Origin of the sequence: Streptomyces silvae (assembly GCF_016745505.1) — a bacterium.
In the GTDB taxonomy this organism is placed as follows: Bacteria; Actinomycetota; Actinomycetes; order Streptomycetales; family Streptomycetaceae; genus Streptomyces; species Streptomyces silvae.
This window is the reverse complement of record NZ_JAERUC010000145.1, coordinates 1-12,750: the sequence shown is the minus strand read 5'-3', so window position 1 is coordinate 12,750 and position 12,750 is coordinate 1. Positions and strand designations below refer to the sequence as shown.

Here is a 12,750-nt window from a genome sequence, read left to right as displayed (position 1 = left end):
GGATGGCTCGGTCCCGGGTCCGGGGAGCGGTGGAGCAGGGCCGTACGGGTGACGGTCAGCCGATCACGGGGAGCTCCAGGACGCCGGTGTCCTGCGGGGCGCTGACCACGGTGACCGGCTTGAGGCCCCGGTTGCCGACGTACGCCGTGTCGCTCGCGGCGATCACGAACCGCAGCCGGTGCCCGGCCTCGTACCGGTGCACGATGCCCGGCAGCTCGACGGTGAAGGGGCGGGTGACGTCGGGGACGCGCACCGGGGCGACCAGGCGGTTCACCAGCTTCTGGGTCCCGTCGGGCGCCACGTCGTACACCTTCGCGAAGAGGGCCAGCTTGTCCGCGGCGTCACCGCTGTTCTGGACCCGTTCCGCCTTCGGCGAGACGACCTTCAGGGTGGCCTTCGGCGCCCCGACGACGTCGACCGGCGCGGTCAGCGGGGCGCTGGTCCAGCCGAGGTAGGTGCCCTTGGTGTCGTACGGCGCCGGGTCGGGCAGCCCGATGAGCCCGGCGAGGGAGCTCTCGGAGTGGCTGGTCGGAAGGAGCCAGTTGGTGTACTGGCGGCTGCCCCGCGTGACCTTGGAGCTGCTGTCCACCAGCGCCCCGTCCCCGGAGAGGTACATCGTCCGGGAGAGCGCGGGGACGGCGGCCGCGGTGCCGTAGCCGTCCGCCCAGTCGCGGTAGTAGGCGAACTCGGGGCCGGTGGCGGTGGATTCGTCGTGGTGGAGGTAGCGGTCGAACCAGGCGAGGATGCGCTGCCCGACGTAACTGGTCTCCAGATTGCCCGAGGAGAGGTCGAGTTCACCGGGGACGGAGCCGCCGCTGTGGCCCCAGGCCTGCCAGATCATCTTCGTCGTGGTGCCCTGCGCCTTGAGCGTCCGGTAGGTGGCGGTGGCCTCGTTGAGGTTGAACAGACTGTCGGCCTGGCCCTGGACGAGCAGCGTGGGCGCGGTGACACCGGACAGGTAGGAGGCCGGCGAGACGCTCCGGGCGTACGTCAGCATGTCCTTGGTCGCGGCGGCCGGGTAGCGGCCGGAGTTCAGCAGACGGATGGTGTCGCAGGCCTGCGCGGCGAAGTGCAGACACCCGACGCCGCCGATGCGCGACGGGTCGAGGCTCGGGACCAGCAGCGGCTGGCCCTCGCCCATGAGGTAGAAGCCGTTGGTCCACTGCCACTTGAAGACACCGGGCGTGTCCGACGAGACACCGGTGGCCGCTCCGGTGGCGTTGGGGGCGAGCGAGTACGCCAGGTCGTTCCAGGTGATCAGCGGGACGAGCGCGTCCACCCGGTGGTCGGCGGAGGCGGTCGCCATCTGGATGGCTCCGCCGTACGAGCCGCCGATCATGCCGACCACCGGGTCGCCCGGCGCGTCGGTGGTGACGAAGTCGGCCTTGGTGCCGTCGTCGGCGGCTCGGGTCCCGGCGAGGAAGTCGACGAGCCCGGAGGCCGCCTTGCCGTCGATCGCGGGGTCGTCGAGCGTGATGAGACAGCCCGACCTGCCGAAACCCAGGCCCGAGTAGACGAGTCCGACGTAGCCGCGCTCGGCGAAAGCCTTGCCGATCGCGTCGGTGGAGCCGTCGGACTTGCTGCCGCCGAAGCCGTTGGTGGCCAGGACGGCCGGGGCCGGGTGCTGCGCGTCGACCCCCGCCGGGCGGTAGAGGTCGGCGTCGACCGTGCAGGACCGGTCGCCGGCCCGCACGGTGAACTCCAGCGGGGTGACGGTGTACCGGTCGGCCGCGGCCGCCTGAGGGACTCCGGTCAGGGCGAGCGGGGCGAGAAGCGCCGCCCCGGCGAGCAAGGTGAGTGGACGGCGGAATCTGGGCACAGCACGCGACACATGGACCTCCACACCGAGGACACATTACCGACCGGTAAGTACCGGGCCAGGCCCATGCTGTGACACAGGTCATACCGCTGTCAACGTACGGGAGCGGAGTTTTCGGCGTGACGCACGGACCGGCACCTGACCTGACGCTCCGTCAGAGCAGCGCCGACACCTCGGAGGTGAGGGTGCACCGGCCGCCGTCGGCGGGCGCGTCCAGCACGGCGGGCACACCGAGCGGGACGGTCAGGGTCGTGGGGCCGTGGCCGAAGCCCAGCTCCTCGACCACCGGGACGCCGAGGCCGCCGAGCCGGTCGGCGAGCACGGCCCGCACCCCTTCGTACGGCCCGCATGCCTCCCAGGAGCCGCACACCACCCCGGCTATCCCGTCCAGGGCGCCGATGCGCAGCAGCCGCGTGAGGATGCCGTCGAGCCGGTACGGCTCCTCCCCGGTGTCCTCGATCACGAACAGCCCGCCCTCGGCGGAGGTCCGGGCGCGCGGGGTGCCGGCGTCGGCGGCCAGAAGGCTCACGCAGCCGCCGTAGGTGATGCCCCGGGCGGTGCCGGGGACCAGGGCGACCGCCCCGTCCAGCCCCAGGGTCCGCACCGTCTCGGGCTCGAACAGGGTGGACCGCAGGGCCTGTTGCGTGGCCGCGTCCTTCAGGAAGACCTCGGTGGCGACCATCGGGCCGTGCAGGGTGGAGAATCCGGCCCGCAGGGCGAACGCCTCGTGCAGCACGGTGATGTCGCTGTAGCCGACGAACACCTTGGGGCCGGCCGCGCGGATCGCGGACCAGTCCAGGAGATCGACCATGCGGTGGGCGCCGTACCCTCCCCTGGCGCACAGCACGGCGTCCACGGACGGGTCGCACCAGGCCTCCTGGAGGTCCCGGGCCCGGTCCTCGTCCGTGCCGGCCAGATGGTCCAGCTCAGGATGCGTGTCGAGCGCGTGGGGGGCGACGACGGGGTCGAGGTCCCAGCCGCGCAGCAGGTCGAGGCCGCGCTCCAGCCGCTCGGGCGGCACGGGGCCGCTGGGGGCGACGACCGCGACCCTGGCGCCGGGCCGCAGCCGGGCCGGGCGGGCGAGGGGCTCCAGGGTCACCGCTTCAGCTCCAGCCGGGGCACGTCGGGGCGGTCGATGCCGAACGTCTGGGCGTACAGGGAGAGTTCGGCCTCCAGTGCGCGCCGCACGGTGTCGGCGCGCCGGAAGCCGTGGCCCTCCCCCTCGAAGGCGAGGTAGGCGTGCGGGATCCCTCTCCCCTCGATCGCGGCGAGGAAGCGCTCGCACTGGACCGGCGGGCAGATCGGGTCGTCGAGCCCCTGGAGCAGCACGAACGGCGCGGTGAGCCGGTCCGTGTGGTGGACGGGCGAGCGCTCCCGGTAGCGCTCGGGCACCTCGGCGTACGGGCCCACGAGCGATTCCAGGTACTGCGACTCGAAGTCGTGGGTCTCGCCGGTCGCCCAGCCCTCCAGGTCGAGGATCGGGTAGCTGATCGCGCCGCAGGCGTACACATCGGTCAGGGTGAGCGAGGCGGCGGTGGTCCAGCCGCCGGCGCTGCCGCCCCGGATCGCGAGCCGGTCCCGGTCGGCCGTGCCCTCCTCGGCCAGCCCGAGCGCGACGGCCGCGCAGTCCTCCACGTCGACGACGCCCCACTGTTCGCGGAGCCGTTCGCGGTAGGCGCGGCCGTAGCCGGTCGAGCCGCCGTAGTCGACCTCCGCGACGCCGATGCCCCGGGAGGTGAAGTAGGCGATCTCCAGGTCGAGTACGAGCGGGGAACGGCCGGTGGGGCCGCCGTGCGCCCAGATGACGTACGGCGGCAGCTCACCGTCCGGTCCGGTGCGCTCGGGATGGCGCGGCGGGTACACATGGGCGTGGATCTCGCGGCCCGCCGGCCCGGTGAAGGTGCGGATCAGCGGTTCGGGGTGGTACGCGGGGTCGACCGCGTCCTGGTGCGGGACGCCGATCGTCCGGGTGTGCCCCGTGGCGGTGTCCAGCTCCACCACCTCGTACGACGTGTGGGGGCTCGCGGCGACACCGATGACCCGGGTGTCCTGCACGGCGAGGGTCTCCGCCCACGCGGTCCAGGGGCCCACGGCGTCGACGAGTTCACCGGTCTCGGGGTCGAGCACACCGAGCGCGGTGGTGCCCCGGCCGTGGATGACGGCGATCAGCCCGTTGTCCAGGAGCTGGAACCAGCGCAGGCCGATCTTCCACAGCGGTCCGCCGAACTCCTCGCTCCGGCCGCCGCAGAGCCGGCTGCTGGGCACGACCGCGCCGGCCACGGCGTCGGGCCTGAGCCGCTGGAGCTCCCACCACCCTCCGACGTCCGAGACGAAGACCAGCGAGCCGTCGCGGTCCCACTCCACCTGGACGACCGACTCGTCGACGTCACCGACCAGGGGCCTTACCCCGGTGAAGTCGCCCTCCTCGGTCACCTCGGCCATCTTCACGACGGTGCCGTCCCACGGCATCCGCGGATGGTCCCAGGCGATCCAGGCCACCCTGCGGCCGTCGTGCGAGAGCCGGGGCCCGGTGACGAACCGGTTCCGGTCGTCGGTGAGTTCGCGCACGGCGCCCCGGTCGTCCGCCGCCGATCCGTCCAGCGGCACGGCGGCGATCACCCGCCGCACATCGGTGGGCGACTCCCCCGTGAACTCCTCCAGCACGCACCAGACCTCACCCCGCGCCAGGTGCAGCTGAGGGTCCACCCACCGCAGCCCGCCGCCGAGGTCCGACACGGGGGTGAGCGGCCACGGCTCGTCGGGACCGTCCGGCGCGTAGGCGTACAGCCGCTGGTCGGGGAAGTGGACGAAGACGACCAGCGGTCCGCCCTCCTCGCGCGGCGCCCCGGCCCACGGCACCCCGCCGTACTCGATGACACGGCTGCGGGGGTTCCACGGCTCGGGGAGCACCGACCGGGTGGTGCCGTCGGCCCGCCGGCGTACGAGGGCGCGTCGGCCCCCCTCCGCCGGGCGTGGCTCCGTCCACCACACCTCGTCGCCGACGGTGCCGACGAACTCCGGCCGGCCGTCGTGCGAGGCGGTCAGTGCCGCGTCGATCGGTGACGGCCATGTGCCGTACGCCGCTGTGGACGCCATGGTCGGTTCCCCCTCTTCGGTCGGGCGGTCGTGTGTCAGGCGCTGCGCAGGAAGTGGTCCAGGACCCGGACGCCGAAGTGCAGGGCGTCGACCGGCACCCGCTCGTCGACGCCGTGGAACAGCGCCTGGTAGTCGAAGCCGACGGGCAGCTTCAGCGGCGAGTAGCCGTACCCGGTGATGCCCAGGCGCGAGAACTGCTTGGCGTCCGTGCCGCCCGACATGCAGTACGGGACGACATGGGCGTCCGCGTCGAACAGCTCGATGGCCGCGCGCATCTTCGCGTACGTCGGTGAGTCGACGGGGGCTTCGAGGGCGATCTCGCGGTGGTGGAACTCCCAGTCGACACCGGGGCCGGTCAGCCGGTCCAGGGTCGCGTGGAACTCGTCCTCGCCGCCGGGCACCATGCGTCCGTCGATCTGCGCGGTGGCGTGGCCCGGGATCACGTTGACCTTGTAACCGGCGTCCAGCATCGTCGGGTTGGTGCTGTTGCGCACGGTCGGCTCGATCAGCGCGGCGGCCGGGCCCAGCTTCCCGAGGAGCTCGTCCACGTCGAATCCGGGGGCGTCGGGGTCGACGCGGATGTGATGGAGCGCGGCGATCTCGACGAGCGCGGCCCGGACCGTCGGGGTCAGCCGTACCGGCCACTCGTGCGCGCCGATCCGGGCGACGGCGGCGGCGAGCCTGCTGACGGCGTTGGCCCGGTTGACCTTGGAGCCGTGGCCGGCCTTGCCCTCGGCGGTCAGCTTCAGCCAGCCCGTCCCGCGCTCCCCCGCCGCGATGGGGTAGAGCGACATGCCGGGTCCGGCGTGGAAGGTGAACGCCCCGGACTCGCTGATGCCCTCCGTGCAGCCCTCGAAGAGCTCGGGGTGCCGGTCGGCGAGGAAACCGGCGCCGTCGTGCGCGCTGGCCTCCTCGTCGGCGGTGTAGGCGATGACGATGTCACGGCGCGGTCGCACACCGGCGCGCGCCCAGGCCCGGACGACGGCGAGGACCATCGCGTCCATGTTCTTCATGTCGATGGCCCCGCGCCCCCAGACCACGCCGTCGCGCACCTCGCCGGAGAAGGGGTGGACGGTCCAGTCCTCCGCCACCGCGGGCACCACGTCCAGATGACCGTGGACGAGGAGGGCGTCGGCCGACGGGTCGGTGCCCGCGATCCGGGCGACGACGTTGGTCCGCCCCGGTGTGCGCTCCAGGAGGGCCGGTTCGAGTCCGGCGTCCGCCAGCCGCTCGGCGACGTACTCGGCGGCCGGGCGCTCCCGGCAGGTGCCGTCGCCGCGGTTGGTGGTGTCGATGCGGATCAGCTCGGAGGTGAACGTCACCGACTCGTCGAGCGCGCGCTCGTCGACCGGTCCGGTGGGGTTGCTCGCCTCAGCCATACTGCTCCTCCACAGCGGCCGACACGATCGTCGTCACCGCCTTGAATGTGCGAATACCTTCGTACATCGTCCCGCTGGTATAGACGACGCGCCGCTCGCCGCTGGGCGCCACGCCGGGGACCACGGTCGCGGCGGCCCCCAGATGTTCGGCGTCGAACTCCAGCTCCACCGTGTACGAGCCGCTCGTCACGGGTGCCAGGCGCCCGGCCAGCCCGGTGGCCCCGGCCGCTGCCGCCCTGATGTCGGCGGCGGTACGGGCCGGCGTCCGGCACACGGCGGCGTACCGCGAGACGTGGTCCTTCACCGCCACCGTACGCGCCCGGGGGGCGTAGCCCTTCGCGTCCTCACAGGTCAGGTCGTCGCCGGTGACCAGGATGACGGGGACGCCGTACTCCGCCGCGACATGGGCGTTGAGCAGGCCCTCGCTGGCGCGGACGCCGTTGAGCCAGACCCCGGTGATGGAGTTGGCGAGGTAGGTGTGGGCGAGCACGCCCTCCGTGCCGGCTCCCGTGTGGTACCCGACGAACGCGACGGCGTCGACGTCGCCGTGCTGGATGCCCTCGACCATGGAGAGGGACTTGTGCTTGCCGGTGAGCATCTGGACGCGCTCGTCGAGCCGCTCCAGGAGCAGATTGCGCATGGTCCAGTGGGCCTCGTTGACGAGGACCTCGTCGGCGCCGCCGTCGAAGAAGCCGAGGGCGGCGGCGTTCACGTCGGAGGTGAAGAACGACCGGCACCGCTCCCACTGCGGGGTGCCGGGCAGCACATCGGCCGGCCAGGTCACCCCGGTGGCACCCTCCATGTCGGCACTGACGAGGATCTTCACGTGCGCGGTCCTGTCGCTGGTCGGTCGCTCCCCCGCCCGTCACCGGGAAGAGGATCTTCGTGCCGCATCACGGTACGCGCCGGGACAGCACCGGGCCAGAGCCTTCGTGATCTGTCACTGGTCCAGTCCGGTGAAGCCGTCCGCCGCGTGGCTGCCGGGCGGCGGACGGCCCGGGGGTCAGGGGCGGGTCGTGCCCTTGACCAGCTCGTCGATGCGCGTGAGCTCGTCCTTGGTGAACTCCAGGTTCGCGACCGTCGCCACGCTGTTCTCCAGCTGGGCGACGCTGCTCGCGCCGACGACGGCGGAGGTGACCCGGCCGCCGCGCAGCACCCAGGCGAGTGCCAGCTGGGCGAGGGACTGGCCGCGCTCGCGGGCCAGTTCGTTCAGAGCGCCCAGCCGGCTCACCAGGTCCGGGGTGACGGCCTCGGCCGACAGGAACGGGCTGCTGCCGGCGGCGCGCGACCCCTCCGGGATGCCGTTCAGATAGCGGTCGGAGAGGATGCCCTGCTCCAGCGGGGAGTAGGCGATGGAGCCGGTGCCGAGCTCGTCCAGGGCGTCCAGCAGTCCGTCCTCGACCCAGCGGTCGAGCATGGAGTAGCGCGGCTGGTGGATGAGGAGGGGGGTGCCCAGCTCGTTCAGGATGCGGGCGGCCTCACGGGTCTGCTCGGCCGAGTAGTTGGAGACGCCGGCGTACAGGGCCTTGCCCTGGCGGACCGCCGTGTCCAGGGCGCCCATCGTCTCCTCGAGCGGGGTGTCGGGGTCGAAGCGGTGGGAGTAGAAGATGTCGACGTAGTCGAGGCCGAGGCGCGTCAGGCTCTGGTCCAGCGAGGAGCGCAGGCTCTTGCGGGAGCCCCATTCCCCGTACGGCCCCTCCCACATGTGGTAGCCGGCCTTGGTGGAGATGACGATCTCGTCCCGGAGCCCGGCGAAGTCCGTCCTCAGCGCGCGGCCCATCGCGGTCTCGGCGGAGCCGGGCGGCGGGCCGTAGTTGTTGGCGAGGTCGAAGTGGGTGATGCCGAGGTCGAAGGCCCTGCGCAGGATCTCGCCCTGGCTCTCGGGGGTCCGGTCGCCTCCGAAGTTGTGCCAGAGCCCGAGCGACAGCGCGGGGAGCAGCAGGCCGCTGCGTCCGGTGCGCCGGTAGGGCATGGCGGTGTAGCGGTCGGCGGACGGAAGGTACATGCGGGCACTCCACGGGGCACGGCGTAGCGCGCCAGGTCTGGTGCGCGTCCTCAAGACTGGCGGAGATCGATCCAGCGGTCCAACAGGAGATTCCGCTGGGATTCATCGGTTAGATTGCTCAATCATGGAACTGCGTCAGCTGGAGCACTTCGTCGCGGTCGCCGAGGAGCAGCACTTCACCCGTGCGGCCGAGCGGCTGGCCGTGTCCCAGTCCGGGCTGTCCGCGTCCGTGCGGGCGCTGGAGCACGAGCTGAGGACGCCGCTGTTCAGCCGTACGACGCGCACGGTGCGGCTCACCGAGGCGGGGGCCGCCCTGCTGGTGGAGGCGGAGCGCACGCTGGCGGGGGCCAGGGCCGCACGGGACGCCGTCGACGCCGTACGGGGGCTGCTGCGGGGGACGCTGACGCTGGGGGTGGAGCAGTGTGTGGCCGGGGTCAGTACGGCGCGGCTGCTCGCGGCCTTCCACCGGGAGCATCCGCACATGGAGATCAGGCTCCGGCAGGAGGGGACGTCCAGCCTGCTGGAGGGCGTGGCCGGCGGCCGGCTGGACCTCGCGTTCGCCGCCACGGTGCACCCGCCCGAGTGGCGGGGCGAGCTGGTGCCGCTCGCGCGGGAGCCCATGGTCCTCCTGTGCGCGCCCGGCCACCGGCTGGCGCGGGAGGGCGCGCGGGTGGCGTGGGGGGAGCTGCGCGGCGAGTCGTTCATCGACTTCCACCCGGACTGGGGGCCCAGGCGCGCGGCGGACGGGGCGTTCGCCTCGGCGGGGGCCCGTCGCACGGTGGCGCTGGAGGTCAGCGATGTGCACAGCCTGCTGGAGCTGGTGCACGAGGGCCTCGGGATCGCGGTGGTGCCGCAGCACTTCGCGCGTAAGCCGGAGGCACGAGGCCTGGTGGCGGTGGAGCTGGACGGGGCGCATGTCTACGAGAGCGTCGTGGTGCTCCCGCCGGCCCAGGCCATGAGCCCGGGGGCGAAGGCGCTGATGACGCTGGTGCGCGAGGCACCGCTGCGCTGAGTTGGGCCCCTGGATGCTGTGGTCGCTCGGCGCTTGCGGCGCTCGGCACTGGGTACTCAGCTCTGGGTGCTCGGCGCGTGGCGCTCAGCCGCTCAGTGCCTCGGCGAAGGCGCCCGCCTCTTGGTCGACTCCGCTGCAGGTGTCCGAGGCCGTGGTCGCGTCCTCGCCGGCGGCGCACTCCTGGTCGCGGAAGGCGGCCCAGAGGGAGAGCGCCCCGACCCCCTGGCGGGTGGCGAAGGACCGCAGGGACGCGGCGTCGTCGAGGGTGAAGGTCTCGCCCTCGACGTCGTTGACCCCGACCATCACGGTGATGTGCAGGGCTTTCCACGCCTCGTCCTGCGACAGCCCGAGCAGGTCCACGAGCTGGCCGTGGGCCGCGGTAGCCGCCTGCTCCGCGTAGTCGCCCATGTCGCCGTCGTGGGAGGTGCTGTAGTTCATCGCCATGATGTTGACCGCCGAGAGGTCGACGCCCTGGTCGACGGCGTCCTGGAGGACGGCGAGCCCGGTGTCCTCCAGCCCTTCGGGCATGGCGGGCAGCGTGTAGGTGACGTCGAGGTCGCGCTTCTTCTGGAGCAGGGCGAGCGCCTCGTTGCGCCGGGTGACGGAGGCGGTGTCGGTGAGCGCGTCGCCCTCGATGTCGAAGTCGGCCTTCGTGGCGCCCACCGCGTCGAGTGCCTGGGCATAGACGTCGGCCAGTTCCTCGGCGCTGTCGCAGGCCAGTGCCGCCTCGGTGCCCGCAGCGCCGCCGAAGGACACCCGGAGGTCCGCCCCGGTCTTCGTGAGCGCGTCGGCGCGGGCCGCGACCGAGCCGCTGCCGACCGCGGTGGTGCCGCCCCACAGGGGGGTGCAGTCCGACGTGCCGGAGGTGGTGACGAAGGCCAGGTTGTACGTGTCGGGGGACCCCGCGCTGTCGGTGTCGGCGGCCGTCGTGGAGCTCACGTACGGCGTGTACGCGGTCCGCGCGGCCTCCCGCGGAGGCGGCGCGGACCCGTTCGCCTGGTCCGCGACTCCGCCCGTCGAGCAGGCCGAGCAGGCGAGGCCGAGTGCGATCAGCCCGGCGACGGCCGAGGAAACCCGTGTGCGCCTTTGCATGTCGTGTGTGCACCTGCTCTCGGGAAAAGGGTCCGCAACGGCAGCCGGTGCTGCCGGGACACCATGAACCTCTCACACCGGGAGCCTGCGCGAAGCCACAGGAAACTCATGGGGAGGGAGGGACGGGCACCGTGGGCCGTGGCCAACTCCCCTGCTCCGGACGGTGCGAGGCGTACGGAGCGGGCCCGGGGAACCCCGCGCACTCTCAGCGGCCCGACAGGTTCGGGCCCCTTTCACAGCGTGCGGCCAGGAAAGCTCCAGACTTCGCACATCAAGCTTCGCCACCATGCGCACATGCAATCCGACCCCGTCATCGAGAAAGACCCGGCGCCGCGCGGCCGACGCCGGGCACACGCCGGCCCGGCCCGCTCGGCCGAGCGCCGCCGCCCGGCCGGCCGGCCGCAGGAGGAGGGGCCTGTCTTCGTGGACAGCTCCGGGCGCCGGGCCAGGCTGCTGCGCCGCGCCGGGATGCTGCTGGGCGCCGTCTGCGTCGGTTACGCCGGCGTGCTGGGGCTCGCCTTCATGGGCGGCATCTCCCTGACCCCCTCCCAGCTGCTGCCGTTCGACGGCGGCCCGGCCGCCGAGGCCGGCCCGGGCGGCGGGATGCGCCCCGGGTACGGCGTGCCGCCGAGCGGTTCCGCGCCCCCGAGCGGCGCCCCCGTACCGCCGGCGTCCGGCGGGGCGACGCCGTCCGGCCAGGCCTCGGCGTCCGCGTCGGCCCCGGCTTCCGCATCGGCGTCGGGCGGGGCGAACTGATGGCCTCGTCCCGCCGCCGGCACGCCACGCCCGGCAGGATCGGCCGGGTCGGGCGCCAGGCCGTCCCCCGGCCCCGCGTGATCATGGCCCTGCTGCTGTTGCTGGGGCTCGTCTGCATGCTGCTGCTCGACGGCTATCTGCGCGCGGAGGTCGGTGACGACCAGCGGGTCCGTACCGGCGCGTCCGCGGACTCGGTGCCGGACGACGTGCTGGAGGGCGGGCCGATCCTGAGCTTCCCCGGCGGCACCGCCCGTACCCAGTCCGTGCCGGACAAGACCATCGTGCTGACCTTCGACGACGGCCCCGATCCCGAGTGGAGCGGGAAGGTGATGGACATCCTGGACGAGCACGACGTCCCGGGCACCTTCTTCCTCGTCGGCTCGATGGTCTCGCGCTATCCGGACGTCGTCCGCAGGATGGTCGACGAGGGGAACGAGGTGGGGGTCCACACCTTCACCCATGTCGACCTCTCCTATCAGAGCGAGGCGCGCGTCAAGCGGGAGATCGCCCAGACGCAGCTCGCCCTGGCGGGCGCCGCCGGCATCACGACGACGCTGTTCCGCGCCCCGTACTCCTCGAAGACCGACGCGATCGACGACTACAGCTGGCCCGTCTACGAACGTCTCGGCGCCATGGGCTACACCAGCGTGTTCATCGACACCGACAGTGAGGACTGGCAGCAGCCGGGCGTCTCCAAGATCATCAAGTGGGCGACCCCCGAGGACGGCGAGGGGGCCTCGGTGCTGTTCCACGACGCGGGCGGCGACCGCTCCGAGACGCTGGCCGCGCTGCCGAAGTACATCAAGAAGATGAAGGCGAAGGGCTACACCTTCACCACCGTCAGCGGTGCGCAACAGCAGGACGCGGCCGCCGCCTCGAAGAACGGGGCCTCGGAGGACGAAGCCGCGGTGGACGGTGCCGTGCCGCCCGGCCCCGCGCAGGCCGGCGGTACGGGGAGCAACCCGGCGCAGGCCGCCCACCGCACGGCGGACACCGCGAGCCTGTGGGAGGGCCGCGCCCTGCTCGCCGCGGTGAGGGTCGCGGAGTGGACCGTGCCGGGCCTCGCCACGATGCTGGGGGTCGTCGGGGTGGCGGTCCTGGGCCGCTTCGGCCTGATGCTCGTACTGGCCCGGCGCCACCACCGGCAGCGGAACCGGCGCAGATTCACCTGGGGCCCTGAGGTGACCGGACCGGTGAGTGTGATCGTTCCCGCCTACAACGAGAAGGAGTGCATCGCCGCCACCCTCAACTCCCTGGCCGCGAGCACGCATCCGCTCGAGATCGTGGTCGTCGACGACGGTTCGACGGACGGCACCGCGGAGATCGCCGAATCGCTCGGCCTGCCCAACGTCCGGGTGATCCGGCAGGAGAACGCGGGCAAGCCGGCGGCGCTCAACAACGGGGTGCGGCAGGCGCGTCACGACATCGTCGTGATGATGGACGGCGACACCGTCTTCGAGCCCGACGCGGTGCACCAGCTCGTCCAGCCGTTCGCCGACCCGGGGATCGGCGCCGTCGCGGGCAACGCGAAGGTCGGCAACCGTTCCACGATGATCGGCGCCTGGCAGCACATCGAGTACGTGATGGGCTT

10 protein-coding genes are annotated in these 12,750 nt (G+C 72.7%); 3 read left to right on the top strand and 7 right to left on the bottom strand.

Annotation, left to right across the window (positions count from 1 at the left end; all coding sequences use genetic code 11):
* Positions 1–55 precede the first annotated feature (55 nt).
* The 6 genes from JKV81_RS22295 to JKV81_RS22270 form a co-directional block, all read right to left on the bottom strand.
* Complete coding sequence (locus JKV81_RS22295; RefSeq protein WP_202077427.1) at positions 56–1,843, bottom strand: CocE/NonD family hydrolase; 1,788 nt, start codon at positions 1,841–1,843, stop codon at positions 56–58.
* A gap of 130 nt (positions 1,844–1,973) precedes the next feature.
* Positions 1,974–2,918, bottom strand: a complete 945-nt coding sequence (locus tag JKV81_RS22290) for a S66 peptidase family protein (protein WP_202077425.1) — start codon at positions 2,916–2,918, stop codon at positions 1,974–1,976.
* Positions 2,915–4,915, bottom strand: a complete 2,001-nt coding sequence (locus JKV81_RS22285; protein WP_202077423.1) for a S9 family peptidase — start codon at positions 4,913–4,915, stop codon at positions 2,915–2,917. The genes JKV81_RS22290 and JKV81_RS22285 overlap by 4 nt, the downstream gene beginning before the upstream one ends.
* Positions 4,916–4,950: 35 nt before the next feature.
* Positions 4,951–6,294 (bottom strand): M20/M25/M40 family metallo-hydrolase, encoded by a 1,344-nt coding sequence (locus JKV81_RS22280; protein WP_202077421.1) that lies wholly within the window; start codon positions 6,292–6,294, stop codon positions 4,951–4,953.
* Positions 6,287–7,120: a M55 family metallopeptidase gene (locus JKV81_RS22275; protein ID WP_099175250.1), complete on the bottom strand. Its 834-nt coding sequence runs from the start codon at positions 7,118–7,120 to the stop codon at positions 6,287–6,289. Before JKV81_RS22275 ends, JKV81_RS22280 begins: the two co-directional genes overlap by 8 nt.
* A 177-nt stretch (positions 7,121–7,297) precedes the next feature.
* Positions 7,298–8,299, bottom strand: a complete 1,002-nt coding sequence (locus JKV81_RS22270; protein WP_202077419.1) for an aldo/keto reductase — start codon at positions 8,297–8,299, stop codon at positions 7,298–7,300.
* Positions 8,300–8,423: 124 nt separating this feature from the next.
* On the opposite strand from JKV81_RS22270, the gene JKV81_RS22265 reads away from it, so the two are divergent.
* Complete coding sequence (locus tag JKV81_RS22265; RefSeq protein WP_147984308.1) at positions 8,424–9,311, top strand: LysR family transcriptional regulator; 888 nt, start codon at positions 8,424–8,426, stop codon at positions 9,309–9,311.
* Positions 9,312–9,395: 84 nt separating this feature from the next.
* Here the strand turns inward: JKV81_RS22265 and JKV81_RS22260 are convergent, their stop codons facing one another.
* On the bottom strand, positions 9,396–10,403 hold the full coding sequence (locus JKV81_RS22260; protein WP_202077417.1) for a chitinase: 1,008 nt from the start codon (positions 10,401–10,403) through the stop codon (positions 9,396–9,398).
* A 294-nt stretch (positions 10,404–10,697) separates the two neighbouring features.
* Here JKV81_RS22260 and JKV81_RS22255 point away from each other — a divergent pair, with 294 nt between their 5' ends.
* Together JKV81_RS22255 and JKV81_RS22250 are read left to right on the top strand one after the other, a co-directional pair.
* The gene (locus tag JKV81_RS22255) at positions 10,698–11,159 is read left to right on the top strand and encodes a hypothetical protein (RefSeq protein WP_202077415.1); all 462 of its coding nucleotides are present in this window, start codon (positions 10,698–10,700) and stop codon (positions 11,157–11,159) included.
* A partial coding sequence (locus JKV81_RS22250) for a polysaccharide deacetylase family protein (RefSeq protein WP_202077413.1) occupies positions 11,159–12,750 on the top strand: 1,592 nt, incomplete at its 3' end. The genes JKV81_RS22255 and JKV81_RS22250, both read left to right, overlap by 1 nt.